Here is a 17086-nt window from a genome sequence, read left to right as displayed (position 1 = left end):
ATTTTTTCGTAGTTCATCATTATCTATAAAGTGTAAAGTGTCCTACAAATTCTCTATTATCTCTTTGGTCATTTAGTTTTACTACATACCAATAATCTCCAGAAGGAAGTTCAACGCCGTTATACTTTCCATCCCATTTTTGGCTGACTCTTAATTTAGAGACCTCGCGTCCATATCTATCAAAAATATTAACTGTTAAATTTGGATATTGATCGGTACAACCCGGACCCCATTCATCTTGTCTACCATCATTATTAGGTGTGAAATAGTTGGTTATACATACATCTATATATTCAAAGAATGCTGTAGCTACAGCAACACAACCATTACTATCAGTTACGGTTATCGTATAATTACCAGATTCATAAATAGGAAATGTGCTTGTACTTCCTAAAAATTCACTACTTGATGAGTTTTCAAATTGAACTTCATATTCATAAACACCAGACCCTCCAGTTGAAGATGCTATAATTTCATTTATACTACCTTCTGCAATTACAAGTTGTAAAGGATCAAATTGTTCAATTTCAAAATCTATAATTGACTCACAAGTATTCGTGTGCCTAACGGTTATAAAATGATTCCCTGGAAGAATATCTATAAAAGTATTGTCACTTTGGAAGGTTCCTCCGTCTAACGAGTAATCTAAATCAGTAAGATCAACTAATGTATCATCTACCATGGCTGTTACCATGTTAATGGATGCATCGTTCAAATTATCTGTACAATAAGTAATATCTAGTTCTGTAACTATGCGTACAGATTCTGGGAATGTAATATTCCATTCAGATTCACAACCTAAATTATCACGTACATATATAATATGATCGCCACCAGCTAAACCAGTAAAATCAAATTGTGTTTGTGTTAAAGTTCCTGTTGTGTAAGTGCCATTAATATCATCTAAGCTTAGGCTGTAAGGCAAGTTTCCGCCAGTAAGATCAACACTAAAATCACCATCTAACTCATCTATACAAACCTCTGGAATAATTGAATTTGGCACTAAACTCAGTATTACTGGATCTGGCTGATCAATAACAAAATCTATAAGAACAAAACAGCCTAATTCATCTTGTGCGATAGCTTGATAAGTTCCGGCAGGTAAATCTTCAAAAATAGCTGTCTCAAAAAATTGATTCAATTGTGGTGAAATAGCATATTTAATTATACCTGTTCCACCTGTAGCTATAATTTCTAAAACACCATCATTACCTCCACTACAAACTACATCGGTAACTGTATAAGATACTTGTAAAGCAAAGTCTGGTGCGGTAACATCTAATGTTGTATCACAACTGTTTCCATCTGTGACTGTGATAGTAATATCTGTTCCTGAAGTAATAGCATCTATTGTCCAGTTATCTGAACCATTATCTGTCACTGTTCCTGAAGTGCTTGTTACTACGCCTCCTGAACTTACATCTATAATTATACTATAAGTTAATAAATCTACTGAGCATGTCGCGGCTGTAGATACTGTTATTGTTGGTAATGCATTGATCGTTACCGATTGGGTACTGCTGTTTGGACAGGTCCCTGCTGTGGTATAGGTTACCGTGTAAGTACCTGGGGTGGAAGCGCTCACATCGATAGCGCCTGTGCCTGCGGTTATTGATAAGCCGGCTGTTGAAGAATAGCTTCCTCCTGTCAACGTCGCTGTTGGTGTTGGGTCTGCAGCATCTACACAATAGGCTGCGGCATCATAATTAAATGTCGCGTCGTCCAATGCATTGATCGTTACCGATTGGGTACTGCTGTTTGGACAGGTCCCTGCTGTGGTATAGGTTACCGTGTAAGTACCTGGGGTGGAAGCGCTCACATCGATAGCGCCTGTGCCTGCGGTTATGGATAAGCCTGCGGTTGATGAGTAGCTTCCTCCTGTCAACGTCGCTGTTGGGCTTGGGTCTGCTGCATCGACGCAATACGCTGCGGCATCATAATTAAATGTCGCGTCGTCCAATGCATTGATCGTTACCGATTGGGTACTGCTGTTTGGACAGGTCCCTGCTGTGGTATAGGTTACTATGTAAGTGCCTGGGGTGGAAGCGCTCACATCTATGGCGCCTGTACTTGCATTGATACTTAAACCTGCAGTGGATGCATAGCTCCCGCCTGCCAAGGTTGCCGTTGGAGTTGGGTCTGCCGCATCTACACAATAGGCTGCGGCTGCGTAACTGAATGTCGCGTCGTCTAAAGCATTAATTGTTACCGATTCCGTACTGCTGTTTGGACAGGTCCCTGCTGTGGTATAGGTTACTGTGTAAGTGCCTGGGGTGGAAGCACTCACATCAATCACGCCTGTGTCTGTGGTTATGGATAAGCCGGCTGTTGATGAGTAGCTTCCGCCTGCCAAGGTTGCCGTTGGAGTTGGGTCTGCCGCATCTACACAGTAGGCTGCTGCACTGTAACTGAATGTCGCGTCATCTAATGCATTGATCGTGATCGTTACATTCTCTTCACTGAAACAGTTCGGAGTCGTTCCCGTCCCATCATAGATGAATAAGGTCGTGGTCGTGGTAATGGCTGTACCTGCTGCGATGGCCGTTCCTGTACCACCTGCACCTGTATAATAGGACTCGCCACCGGTTAAGTTTGTTCCCGTAATGGCTGGTAAGGTAAACGTATCACAAGCCGTGACATCGGCCAGGTCATTGACTACTGGCGTGTCATTGATCGTGATCGTTACATTCTCTTCACTGAAACAGTTCGGAGTCGTTCCCGTCCCATCATAGATGAATAAGGTCGTGGTCGTGGTAATGGCTGTACCTGCTGCGATGGCCGTTCCTGTACCACCTGCACCTGTATAATAGGACTCGCCACCGGTTAAGTTTGTTCCCGTAATGGCTGGTAAGGTAAACGTATCACAAGCCGTGACATCCGCCAGGTCATTGACTACTGGCGTGTCATTGATCGTGATCGTTACATTCTCTTCACTGAAACAGTTCGGAGTCGTTCCCGTCCCATCATAGATGAATAAGGTCGTGGTCGTGGTAATGGCTGTACCTGCTGCGATGGCCGTTCCTGTACCACCTGCACCTGTATAATAGGACTCGCCACCGGTTAAGTTTGTTCCCGTAATGGCTGGTAAGGTAAACGTATCACAAGCCGTGACATCGGCCAGGTCATTGACTACTGGCGTGTCATTGATCGTGATCGTTACATTCTCTTCACTGAAACAGTTCGGAGTCGTTCCCGTCCCATCATAGATGAATAAGGTCGTGGTCGTGGTAATGGCTGTACCTGCTGCTATGGCCGTTCCTGTACCACCTGCACCTGTATAATAGGACTCGCCACCGGTTAAGTTTGTTCCCGTAATGGCTGGTAAGGTAAACGTATCACAAGCCGTGACATCCGCCAGGTCATTGACTACTGGCGTGTCATTGATCGTGATCGTTACATTCTCTTCACTGAAACAGTTCGGAGTCGTTCCCGTCCCATCATAGATGAATAAGGTCGTGGTCGTGGTAATGGCTGTACCTGCTGCGATGGCCGTTCCTGTACCACCTGCACCTGTATAATAGGATTCGCCACCGGTTAAGTTTGTTCCCGTAATGGCTGGTAAGGTAAACGTATCACAAGCCGTGACATCGGCCAGGTCATTGACTACTGGCGTGTCATTGATCGTGATCGTTACATTCTCTTCACTGAAACAGTTCGGAGTCGTTCCCGTCCCATCATAGATGAATAAGGTCGTGGTCGTGGTAATGGCTGTACCTGCTGCGATGGCCGTTCCTGTACCACCTGCACCTGTATAATAGGACTCGCCACCGGTTAAGTTTGTTCCCGTAATGGCTGGTAAGGTAAACGTATCACAAGCCGTGACATCGGCCAGGTCATTGACTACTGGCGTGTCATTGATCGTGATCGTTACATTCTCTTCACTGAAACAGTTCGGAGTCGTTCCCGTCCCATCATAGATGAATAAGGTCGTGGTCGTGGTAATGGCTGTACCTGCTGCGATGGCCGTTCCTGTACCACCTGCACCTGTATAATAGGACTCGCCACCGGTTAAGTTTGTTCCCGTAATGGCTGGTAAGGTAAACGTATCACAAGCCGTGACATCGGCCAGGTCATTGACTACTGGCGTGTCATTGATCGTGATCGTTACATTCTCTTCACTGAAACAGTTCGGAGTCGTTCCCGTCCCATCATAGATGAATAAGGTCGTGGTCGTGGTAATGGCTGTACCTGCTGCGATGGCCGTTCCTGTACCACCTGCACCTGTATAATAGGATTCGCCACCGGTTAAGTTTGTTCCCGTAATGGCTGGTAAGGTAAACGTATCACAAGCCGTGACATCGGCCAGGTCATTGACTACTGGCGTGTCATTGATCGTGATCGTTACATTCTCTTCACTGAAACAGTTCGGAGTCGTTCCCGTCCCATCATAGATGAATAAGGTCGTGGTCGTGGTAATGGCTGTACCTGCTGCGATGGCCGTTCCTGTACCACCTGCACCTGTATAATAGGATTCGCCACCGGTTAAGTTTGTTCCCGTAATGGCTGGTAAGGTAAACGTATCACAAGCCGTGACATCGGCCAGGTCATTGACTACTGGCGTGTCATTGATCGTGATCGTTACATTCTCTTCACTGAAACAGTTCGGAGTCGTTCCCGTCCCATCATAGATGAATAAGGTCGTGGTCGTGGTAATGGCTGTACCTGCGGCGATGGCCGTTCCTGTACCACCTGCACCTGTATAATAGGACTCGCCACCGGTTAAGTTTGTTCCCGTAATGGCTGGTAAGGTAAACGTATCACAAGCCGTGACATCGGCCAGGTCATTGACTACTGGCGTGTCATTGATCGTGATCGTTACATTCTCTTCACTGAAACAGTTCGGAGTCGTTCCCGTCCCATCATAGATGAATAAGGTCGTGGTCGTGGTAATGGCTGTACCTGCTGCGATGGCCGTTCCTGTACCACCTGCACCTGTATAATAGGACTCGCCACCGGTTAAGTTTGTTCCCGTAATGGCTGGTAAGGTAAACGTATCACAAGCCGTGACATCGGCCAGGTCATTGACTACTGGCGTGTCATTGATCGTGATCGTTACATTCTCTTCACTGAAACAGTTCGGAGTCGTTCCCGTCCCATCATAGATGAATAAGGTCGTGGTCGTGGTAATGGCTGTACCTGCTGCGATGGCCGTTCCTGTACCACCTGCACCTGTATAATAGGATTCGCCACCGGTTAAGTTTGTTCCCGTAATGGCTGGTAAGGTAAACGTATCACAAGCCGTGACATCGGCCAGGTCATTGACTACTGGCGTGTCATTGATCGTGATCGTTACATTCTCTTCACTGAAACAGTTCGGAGTCGTTCCCGTCCCATCATAGATGAATAAGGTCGTGGTCGTGGTAATGGCTGTACCTGCTGCGATGGCCGTTCCTGTACCACCTGCACCTGTATAATAGGACTCGCCACCGGTTAAGTTTGTTCCCGTAATGGCTGGTAAGGTAAACGTATCACAAGCCGTGACATCCGCCAGGTCATTGACTACTGGCGTGTCATTGATCGTGATCGTTACATTCTCTTCACTGAAACAGTTCGGAGTCGTTCCCGTCCCATCATAGATGAATAAGGTCGTGGTCGTGGTAATGGCTGTACCTGCTGCGATGGCCGTTCCTGTACCACCTGCACCTGTATAATAGGATTCGCCACCGGTTAAGTTTGTTCCCGTAATGGCTGGTAAGGTAAACGTATCACAAGCCGTGACATCCGCCAGGTCATTGACTACTGGCGTGTCATTGATCGTGATCGTTACATTCTCTTCACTGAAACAGTTCGGAGTCGTTCCCGTCCCATCATAGATGAATAAGGTCGTGGTCGTGGTAATGGCTGTACCTGCTGCGATGGCCGTTCCTGTACCACCTGCACCTGTATAATAGGACTCGCCACCGGTTAAGTTTGTTCCCGTAATGGCTGGTAAGGTAAACGTATCACAAGCCGTGACATCGGCCAGGTCATTGACTACTGGCGTGTCATTGATCGTGATCGTTACATTCTCTTCACTGAAACAGTTCGGAGTCGTTCCCGTCCCATCATAGATGAATAAGGTCGTGGTCGTGGTAATGGCTGTACCTGCTGCGATGGCCGTTCCTGTACCACCTGCACCTGTATAATAGGACTCGCCACCGGTTAAGTTTGTTCCCGTAATGGCTGGTAAGGTAAACGTATCACAAGCCGTGACATCGGCCAGGTCATTGACTACTGGCGTGTCATTGATCGTGATCGTTACATTCTCTTCACTGAAACAGTTCGGAGTCGTTCCCGTCCCATCATAGATGAATAAGGTCGTGGTCGTGGTAATGGCTGTACCTGCTGCGATGGCCGTTCCTGTACCACCTGCACCTGTATAATAGGACTCGCCACCGGTTAAGTTTGTTCCCGTAATGGCTGGTAAGGTAAACGTATCACAAGCCGTGACATCGGCCAGGTCATTGACTACTGGCGTGTCATTGATCGTGATCGTTACATTCTCTTCACTGAAACAGTTCGGAGTCGTTCCCGTCCCATCATAGATGAATAAGGTCGTGGTCGTGGTAATGGCTGTACCTGCTGCGATGGCCGTTCCTGTACCACCTGCACCTGTATAATAGGACTCGCCACCGGTTAAGTTTGTTCCCGTAATGGCTGGTAAGGTAAACGTATCACAAGCCGTGACATCCGCCAGGTCATTGACTACTGGCGTGTCATTGATCGTGATCGTTACATTCTCTTCACTGAAACAGTTCGGAGTCGTTCCCGTCCCATCATAGATGAATAAGGTCGTGGTCGTGGTAATGGCTGTACCTGCTGCGATGGCCGTTCCTGTACCACCTGCACCTGTATAATAGGACTCGCCACCGGTTAAGTTTGTTCCCGTAATGGCTGGTAAGGTAAACGTATCACAAGCCGTGACATCCGCCAGGTCATTGACTACTGGCGTGTCATTGATCGTGATCGTTACATTCTCTTCACTGAAACAGTTCGGAGTCGTTCCCGTCCCATCATAGATGAATAAGGTCGTGGTCGTGGTAATGGCTGTACCTGCTGCGATGGCCGTTCCTGTACCACCTGCACCTGTATAATAGGATTCGCCACCGGTTAAGTTTGTTCCCGTAATGGCTGGTAAGGTAAACGTATCACAAGCCGTGACATCCGCCAGGTCATTGACTACTGGCGTGTCATTGATCGTGATCGTTACATTCTCTTCACTGAAACAGTTCGGAGTCGTTCCCGTCCCATCATAGATGAATAAGGTCGTGGTCGTGGTAATGGCTGTACCTGCTGCGATGGCCGTTCCTGTACCACCTGCACCTGTATAATAGGACTCGCCACCGGTTAAGTTTGTTCCCGTAATGGCTGGTAAGGTAAACGTATCACAAGCCGTGACATCGGCCAGGTCATTGACTACTGGCGTGTCATTGATCGTGATCGTTACATTCTCTTCACTGAAACAGTTCGGAGTCGTTCCCGTCCCATCATAGATGAATAAGGTCGTGGTCGTGGTAATGGCTGTACCTGCTGCGATGGCCGTTCCTGTACCACCTGCACCTGTATAATAGGACTCGCCACCGGTTAAGTTTGTTCCCGTAATGGCTGGTAAGGTAAACGTATCACAAGCCGTGACATCCGCCAGGTCATTGACTACTGGCGTGTCATTGATCGTGATCGTTACATTCTCTTCACTGAAACAGTTCGGAGTCGTTCCCGTCCCATCATAGATGAATAAGGTCGTGGTCGTGGTAATGGCTGTACCTGCTGCGATGGCCGTTCCTGTACCACCTGCACCTGTATAATAGGATTCGCCACCGGTTAAGTTTGTTCCCGTAATGGCTGGTAAGGTAAACGTATCACAAGCCGTGACATCCGCCAGGTCATTGACTACTGGCGTGTCATTGATCGTGATCGTTACATTCTCTTCACTGAAACAGTTCGGAGTCGTTCCCGTCCCATCATAGATGAATAAGGTCGTGGTCGTGGTAATGGCTGTACCTGCTGCGATGGCCGTTCCTGTACCACCTGCACCTGTATAATAGGACTCGCCACCGGTTAAGTTTGTTCCCGTAATGGCTGGTAAGGTAAACGTATCACAAGCCGTGACATCGGCCAGGTCATTGACTACTGGCGTGTCATTGATCGTGATCGTTACATTCTCTTCACTGAAACAGTTCGGAGTCGTTCCCGTCCCATCATAGATGAATAAGGTCGTGGTCGTGGTAATGGCTGTACCTGCTGCGATGGCCGTTCCTGTACCACCTGCACCTGTATAATAGGACTCGCCACCGGTTAAGTTTGTTCCCGTAATGGCTGGTAAGGTAAACGTATCACAAGCCGTGACATCGGCCAGGTCATTGACTACTGGCGTGTCATTGATCGTGATCGTTACATTCTCTTCACTGAAACAGTTCGGAGTCGTTCCCGTCCCATCATAGATGAATAAGGTCGTGGTCGTGGTAATGGCTGTACCTGCTGCGATGGCCGTTCCTGTACCACCTGCACCTGTATAATAGGATTCGCCACCGGTTAAGTTTGTTCCCGTAATGGCTGGTAAGGTAAACGTATCACAAGCCGTGACATCGGCCAGGTCATTGACTACTGGCGTGTCATTGATCGTGATCGTTACATTCTCTTCACTGAAACAGTTCGGAGTCGTTCCCGTCCCATCATAGATGAATAAGGTCGTGGTCGTGGTAATGGCTGTACCTGCTGCGATGGCCGTTCCTGTACCACCTGCACCTGTATAATAGGATTCGCCACCGGTTAAGTTTGTTCCCGTAATGGCTGGTAAGGTAAACGTATCACAAGCCGTGACATCGGCCAGGTCATTGACTACTGGCGTGTCATTGATCGTGATCGTTACATTCTCTTCACTGAAACAGTTCGGAGTCGTTCCCGTCCCATCATAGATGAATAAGGTCGTGGTCGTGGTAATGGCTGTACCTGCGGCGATGGCCGTTCCTGTACCACCTGCACCTGTATAATAGGACTCGCCACCGGTTAAGTTTGTTCCCGTAATGGCTGGTAAGGTAAACGTATCACAAGCCGTGACATCGGCCAGGTCATTGACTACTGGCGTGTCATTGATCGTGATCGTTACATTCTCTTCACTGAAACAGTTCGGAGTCGTTCCCGTCCCATCATAGATGAATAAGGTCGTGGTCGTGGTAATGGCTGTACCTGCTGCGATGGCCGTTCCTGTACCACCTGCACCTGTATAATAGGACTCGCCACCGGTTAAGTTTGTTCCCGTAATGGCTGGTAAGGTAAACGTATCACAAGCCGTGACATCCGCCAGGTCATTGACTACTGGCGTGTCATTGATCGTGATCGTTACATTCTCTTCACTGAAACAGTTCGGAGTCGTTCCCGTCCCATCATAGATGAATAAGGTCGTGGTCGTGGTAATGGCTGTACCTGCTGCGATGGCCGTTCCTGTACCACCTGCACCTGTATAATAGGACTCGCCACCGGTTAAGTTTGTTCCCGTAATGGCTGGTAAGGTAAACGTATCACAAGCCGTGACATCGGCCAGGTCATTGACTACTGGCGTGTCATTGATCGTGATCGTTACATTCTCTTCACTGAAACAGTTCGGAGTCGTTCCCGTCCCATCATAGATGAATAAGGTCGTGGTCGTGGTAATGGCTGTACCTGCTGCGATGGCCGTTCCTGTACCACCTGCACCTGTATAATAGGATTCGCCACCGGTTAAGTTTGTTCCCGTAATGGCTGGTAAGGTAAACGTATCACAAGCCGTGACATCGGCCAGGTCATTGACTACTGGCGTGTCATTGATCGTGATCGTTACATTCTCTTCACTGAAACAGTTCGGAGTCGTTCCCGTCCCATCATAGATGAATAAGGTCGTGGTCGTGGTAATGGCTGTACCTGCTGCGATGGCCGTTCCTGTACCACCTGCACCTGTATAATAGGACTCGCCACCGGTTAAGTTTGTTCCCGTAATGGCTGGTAAGGTAAACGTATCACAAGCCGTGACATCCGCCAGGTCATTGACTACTGGCGTGTCATTGATCGTGATCGTTACATTCTCTTCACTGAAACAGTTCGGAGTCGTTCCCGTCCCATCATAGATGAATAAGGTCGTGGTCGTGGTAATGGCTGTACCTGCTGCGATGGCCGTTCCTGTACCACCTGCACCTGTATAATAGGATTCGCCACCGGTTAAGTTTGTTCCCGTAATGGCTGGTAAGGTAAACGTATCACAAGCCGTGACATCCGCCAGGTCATTGACTACTGGCGTGTCATTGATCGTGATCGTTACATTCTCTTCACTGAAACAGTTCGGAGTCGTTCCCGTCCCATCATAGATGAATAAGGTCGTGGTCGTGGTAATGGCTGTACCTGCTGCGATGGCCGTTCCTGTACCACCTGCACCTGTATAATAGGACTCGCCACCGGTTAAGTTTGTTCCCGTAATGGCTGGTAAGGTAAACGTATCACAAGCCGTGACATCGGCCAGGTCATTGACTACTGGCGTGTCATTGATCGTGATCGTTACATTCTCTTCACTGAAACAGTTCGGAGTCGTTCCCGTCCCATCATAGATGAATAAGGTCGTGGTCGTGGTAATGGCTGTACCTGCTGCGATGGCCGTTCCTGTACCACCTGCACCTGTATAATAGGACTCGCCACCGGTTAAGTTTGTTCCCGTAATGGCTGGTAAGGTAAACGTATCACAAGCCGTGACATCGGCCAGGTCATTGACTACTGGCGTGTCATTGATCGTGATCGTTACATTCTCTTCACTGAAACAGTTCGGAGTCGTTCCCGTCCCATCATAGATGAATAAGGTCGTGGTCGTGGTAATGGCTGTACCTGCTGCGATGGCCGTTCCTGTACCACCTGCACCTGTATAATAGGACTCGCCACCGGTTAAGTTTGTTCCCGTAATGGCTGGTAAGGTAAACGTATCACAAGCCGTGACATCGGCCAGGTCATTGACTACTGGCGTGTCATTGATCGTGATCGTTACATTCTCTTCACTGAAACAGTTCGGAGTCGTTCCCGTCCCATCATAGATGAATAAGGTCGTGGTCGTGGTAATGGCTGTACCTGCTGCGATGGCCGTTCCTGTACCACCTGCACCTGTATAATAGGACTCGCCACCGGTTAAGTTTGTTCCCGTAATGGCTGGTAAGGTAAACGTATCACAAGCCGTGACATCGGCCAGGTCATTGACTACTGGCGTGTCATTGATCGTGATCGTTACATTCTCTTCACTGAAACAGTTCGGAGTCGTTCCCGTCCCATCATAGATGAATAAGGTCGTGGTCGTGGTAATGGCTGTACCTGCTGCGATGGCCGTTCCTGTACCACCTGCACCTGTATAATAGGACTCGCCACCGGTTAAGTTTGTTCCCGTAATGGCTGGTAAGGTAAACGTATCACAAGCCGTGACATCCGCCAGGTCATTGACTACTGGCGTGTCATTGATCGTGATCGTTACATTCTCTTCACTGAAACAGTTCGGAGTCGTTCCCGTCCCATCATAGATGAATAAGGTCGTGGTCGTGGTAATGGCTGTACCTGCTGCGATGGCCGTTCCTGTACCACCTGCACCTGTATAATAGGACTCGCCACCGGTTAAGTTTGTTCCCGTAATGGCTGGTAAGGTAAACGTATCACAAGCCGTGACATCCGCCAGGTCATTGACTACTGGCGTGTCATTGATCGTGATCGTTACATTCTCTTCACTGAAACAGTTCGGAGTCGTTCCCGTCCCATCATAGATGAATAAGGTCGTGGTCGTGGTAATGGCTGTACCTGCTGCGATGGCCGTTCCTGTACCACCTGCACCTGTATAATAGGATTCGCCACCGGTTAAGTTTGTTCCCGTAATGGCTGGTAAGGTAAACGTATCACAAGCCGTGACATCCGCCAGGTCATTGACTACTGGCGTGTCATTGATCGTGATCGTTACATTCTCTTCACTGAAACAGTTCGGAGTCGTTCCCGTCCCATCATAGATGAATAAGGTCGTGGTCGTGGTAATGGCTGTACCTGCTGCGATGGCCGTTCCTGTACCACCTGCACCTGTATAATAGGACTCGCCACCGGTTAAGTTTGTTCCCGTAATGGCTGGTAAGGTAAACGTATCACAAGCCGTGACATCGGCCAGGTCATTGACTACTGGCGTGTCATTGATCGTGATCGTTACATTCTCTTCACTGAAACAGTTCGGAGTCGTTCCCGTCCCATCATAGATGAATAAGGTCGTGGTCGTGGTAATGGCTGTACCTGCTGCGATGGCCGTTCCTGTACCACCTGCACCTGTATAATAGGACTCGCCACCGGTTAAGTTTGTTCCCGTAATGGCTGGTAAGGTAAACGTATCACAAGCCGTGACATCGGCCAGGTCATTGACTACTGGCGTGTCATTGATCGTGATCGTTACATTCTCTTCACTGAAACAGTTCGGAGTCGTTCCCGTCCCATCATAGATGAATAAGGTCGTGGTCGTGGTAATGGCTGTACCTGCTGCGATGGCCGTTCCTGTACCACCTGCACCTGTATAATAGGATTCGCCACCGGTTAAGTTTGTTCCCGTAATGGCTGGTAAGGTAAACGTATCACAAGCCGTGACATCGGCCAGGTCATTGACTACTGGCGTGTCATTGATCGTGATCGTTACATTCTCTTCACTGAAACAGTTCGGAGTCGTTCCCGTCCCATCATAGATGAATAAGGTCGTGGTCGTGGTAATGGCTGTACCTGCTGCGATGGCCGTTCCTGTACCACCTGCACCTGTATAATAGGATTCGCCACCGGTTAAGTTTGTTCCCGTAATGGCTGGTAAGGTAAACGTATCACAAGCCGTGACATCGGCCAGGTCATTGACTACTGGCGTGTCATTGATCGTGATCGTTACATTCTCTTCACTGAAACAGTTCGGAGTCGTTCCCGTCCCATCATAGATGAATAAGGTCGTGGTCGTGGTAATGGCTGTACCTGCTGCGATGGCCGTTCCTGTACCACCTGCACCTGTATAATAGGACTCGCCACCGGTTAAGTTTGTTCCCGTAATGGCTGGTAAGGTAAACGTATCACAAGCCGTGACATCCGCCAGGTCATTGACTACTGGCGTGTCATTGATCGTGATCGTTACATTCTCTTCACTGAAACAGTTCGGAGTCGTTCCCGTCCCATCATAGATGAATAAGGTCGTGGTCGTGGTAATGGCTGTACCTGCTGCGATGGCCGTTCCTGTACCACCTGCACCTGTATAATAGGACTCGCCACCGGTTAAGTTTGTTCCCGTAATGGCTGGTAAGGTAAACGTATCACAAGCCGTGACATCGGCCAGGTCATTGACTACTGGCGTGTCATTGATCGTGATCGTTACATTCTCTTCACTGAAACAGTTCGGAGTCGTTCCCGTCCCATCATAGATGAATAAGGTCGTGGTCGTGGTAATGGCTGTACCTGCTGCGATGGCCGTTCCTGTACCACCTGCACCTGTATAATAGGACTCGCCACCGGTTAAGTTTGTTCCCGTAATGGCTGGTAAGGTAAACGTATCACAAGCCGTGACATCGGCCAGGTCATTGACTACTGGCGTGTCATTGATCGTGATCGTTACATTCTCTTCACTGAAACAGTTCGGAGTCGTTCCCGTCCCATCATAGATGAATAAGGTCGTGGTCGTGGTAATGGCTGTACCTGCTGCGATGGCCGTTCCTGTACCACCTGCACCTGTATAATAGGACTCGCCACCGGTTAAGTTTGTTCCCGTAATGGCTGGTAAGGTAAACGTATCACAAGCCGTGACATCGGCCAGGTCATTGACTACTGGCGTGTCATTGATCGTGATCGTTACATTCTCTTCACTGAAACAGTTCGGAGTCGTTCCCGTCCCATCATAGATGAATAAGGTCGTGGTCGTGGTAATGGCTGTACCTGCTGCGATGGCCGTTCCTGTACCACCTGCACCTGTATAATAGGACTCGCCACCGGTTAAGTTTGTTCCCGTAATGGCTGGTAAGGTAAACGTATCACAAGCCGTGACATCGGCCAGGTCATTGACTACTGGCGTGTCATTGATCGTGATCGTTACATTCTCTTCACTGAAACAGTTCGGAGTCGTTCCCGTCCCATCATAGATGAATAAGGTCGTGGTCGTGGTAATGGCTGTACCTGCTGCGATGGCCGTTCCTGTACCACCTGCACCTGTATAATAGGACTCGCCACCGGTTAAGTTTGTTCCCGTAATGGCTGGTAAGGTAAACGTATCACAAGCCGTGACATCGGCCAGGTCATTGACTACTGGCGTGTCATTGATCGTGATCGTTACATTCTCTTCACTGAAACAGTTCGGAGTCGTTCCCGTCCCATCATAGATGAATAAGGTCGTGGTCGTGGTAATGGCTGTACCTGCTGCGATGGCCGTTCCTGTACCACCTGCACCTGTATAATAGGATTCGCCACCGGTTAAGTTTGTTCCCGTAATGGCTGGTAAGGTAAACGTATCACAAGCCGTGACATCGGCCAGGTCATTGACTACTGGCGTGTCATTGATCGTGATCGTTACATTCTCTTCACTGAAACAGTTCGGAGTCGTTCCCGTCCCATCATAGATGAATAAGGTCGTGGTCGTGGTAATGGCTGTACCTGCTGCGATGGCCGTTCCTGTACCACCTGCACCTGTATAATAGGACTCGCCACCGGTTAAGTTTGTTCCCGTAATGGCTGGTAAGGTAAACGTATCACAAGCCGTGACATCCGCCAGGTCATTGACTACTGGCGTGTCATTGATCGTGATCGTTACATTCTCTTCACTGAAACAGTTCGGAGTCGTTCCCGTCCCATCATAGATGAATAAGGTCGTGGTCGTGGTAATGGCTGTACCTGCTGCGATGGCCGTTCCTGTACCACCTGCACCTGTATAATAGGACTCGCCACCGGTTAAGTTTGTTCCCGTAATGGCTGGTAAGGTAAACGTATCACAAGCCGTGACATCGGCCAGGTCATTGACTACTGGCGTGTCATTGATCGTGATCGTTACATTCTCTTCACTGAAACAGTTCGGAGTCGTTCCCGTCCCATCATAGATGAATAAGGTCGTGGTCGTGGTAATGGCTGTACCTGCTGCGATGGCCGTTCCTGTACCACCTGCACCTGTATAATAGGACTCGCCACCGGTTAAGTTTGTTCCCGTAATGGCTGGTAAGGTAAACGTATCACAAGCCGTGACATCGGCCAGGTCATTGACTACTGGCGTGTCATTGATCGTGATCGTTACATTCTCTTCACTGAAACAGTTCGGAGTCGTTCCCGTCCCATCATAGATGAATAAGGTCGTGGTCGTGGTAATGGCTGTACCTGCTGCGATGGCCGTTCCTGTACCACCTGCACCTGTATAATAGGACTCGCCACCGGTTAAGTTTGTTCCCGTAATGGCTGGTAAGGTAAACGTATCACAAGCCGTGACATCGGCCAGGTCATTGACTACTGGCGTGTCATTGATCGTGATCGTTACATTCTCTTCACTGAAACAGTTCGGAGTCGTTCCCGTCCCATCATAGATGAATAAGGTCGTGGTCGTGGTAATGGCTGTACCTGCTGCGATGGCCGTTCCTGTACCACCTGCACCTGTATAATAGGACTCGCCACCGGTTAAGTTTGTTCCCGTAATGGCTGGTAAGGTAAACGTATCACAAGCCGTGACATCGGCCAGGTCATTGACTACTGGCGTGTCATTGATCGTGATCGTTACATTCTCTTCACTGAAACAGTTCGGAGTCGTTCCCGTCCCATCATAGATGAATAAGGTCGTGGTCGTGGTAATGGCTGTACCTGCTGCGATGGCCGTTCCTGTACCACCTGCACCTGTATAATAGGACTCGCCACCGGTTAAGTTTGTTCCCGTAATGGCTGGTAAGGTAAACGTATCACAAGCCGTGACATCGGCCAGGTCATTGACTACTGGCGTGTCATTGATCGTGATCGTTACATTCTCTTCACTGAAACAGTTCGGAGTCGTTCCCGTCCCATCATAGATGAATAAGGTCGTGGTCGTGGTAATGGCTGTACCTGCTGCGATGGCCGTTCCTGTACCACCTGCACCTGTATAATAGGACTCGCCACCGGTTAAGTTTGTTCCCGTAATGGCTGGTAAGGTAAACGTATCACAAGCCGTGACATCGGCCAGGTCATTGACTACTGGCGTGTCATTGATCGTGATCGTTACATTCTCTTCACTGAAACAGTTCGGAGTCGTTCCCGTCCCATCATAGATGAATAAGGTCGTGGTCGTGGTAATGGCTGTACCTGCGGCGATGGCCGTTCCTGTACCACCTGCACCTGTATAATAGGATTCGCCACCGGTTAAGTTTGTTCCCGTAATGGCTGGTAAGGTAAACGTATCACAAGCCGTGACATCGGCCAGGTCATTGACTACTGGCGTGTCATTGATCGTGATCGTTACATTCTCTTCACTGAAACAGTTCGGAGTCGTTCCCGTCCCATCATAGATGAATAAGGTCGTGGTCGTGGTAATGGCTGTACCTGCTGCGATGGCCGTTCCTGTACCACCTGCACCTGTATAATAGGACTCGCCACCGGTTAAGTTTGTTCCCGTAATGGCTGGTAAGGTAAACGTATCACAAGCCGTGACATCGGCCAGGTCATTGACTACTGGCGTGTCATTGATCGTGATCGTTACATTCTCTTCACTGAAACAGTTCGGAGTCGTTCCCGTCCCATCATAGATGAATAAGGTCGTGGTCGTGGTAATGGCTGTACCTGCTGCGATGGCCGTTCCTGTACCACCTGCACCTGTATAATAGGACTCGCCACCGGTTAAGTTTGTTCCCGTAATGGCTGGTAAGGTAAACGTATCACAAGCCGTGACATCGGCCAGGTCATTGACTACTGGCGTGTCATTGATCGTGATCGTTACATTCTCTTCACTGAAACAGTTCGGAGTCGTTCCCGTCCCATCATAGATGAATAAGGTCGTGGTCGTGGTAATGGCTGTACCTGCTGCGATGGCCGTTCCTGTACCACCTGCACCTGTATAATAGGACTCGCCACCGGTTAAGTTTGTTCCCGTAATGGCTGGTAAGGTAAACGTATCACA

Annotated in this window: 1 protein-coding gene; it reads right to left on the bottom strand. The window is 48.8% G+C overall.

Annotated elements, in window-relative coordinates:
• Positions 1–19: 19 nt before the first annotated feature.
• Complete coding sequence (locus UH1x_RS01950) at positions 20–2353, bottom strand: T9SS type B sorting domain-containing protein (protein ID WP_482624694.1); 2334 nt, start codon at positions 2351–2353, stop codon at positions 20–22.
• Positions 2354–17086 lie beyond the last annotated feature (14733 nt).

The organism is Maribacter sp. UH1 (assembly GCF_056839145.1).
This window is presented reverse-complemented; position numbering and strand designations above follow the sequence as displayed.